Annotated in this window: 1 protein-coding gene and 1 pseudogene; both read left to right on the top strand. The window is 58.2% G+C overall.

Features of this window, described 5'->3' with window-relative positions:
- Positions 1–110, top strand: a 110-nt coding sequence (locus SB822_RS59475) for a transporter substrate-binding domain-containing protein (RefSeq protein WP_410859425.1), incomplete at its 5' end; no start/stop codon positions are given.
- 22 nt (positions 111–132) lie between these two features.
- Positions 133–249 (top strand): annotated as a pseudogene (locus SB822_RS59480) (cysteine ABC transporter permease); the annotation flags it as partial.

Genomic DNA, 249 nt, shown 5'->3' on the forward strand with positions numbered 1-249 from the left:
GCAGCCCGGAACTCGTCGCGGCAATTAATAAAGCGCTCGCCGACATGAAGAAAGACGGTACGTACGCGAAGATTTCGCAGAAGTACTTCGGCAAAGACGTCTCCCAGTAAACGCCTTTCGCGAGTCTGAATCATGCCGGCATGGTTGCATCTGATGGCGCAGTCGCTGTGGCCGCTGCTGTATGCGGGGCTCGTGTTCACGGTGCCGCTTACGCTGGCGTCGTTCGCTATCGGGCTCGCTCTCGCGTTT

The sequence above is a fragment of the Paraburkholderia sp. SIMBA_054 genome, from assembly GCF_046534875.1.
GTDB classification, from domain to species: domain Bacteria; phylum Pseudomonadota; class Gammaproteobacteria; order Burkholderiales; family Burkholderiaceae; genus Paraburkholderia; species Paraburkholderia hospita.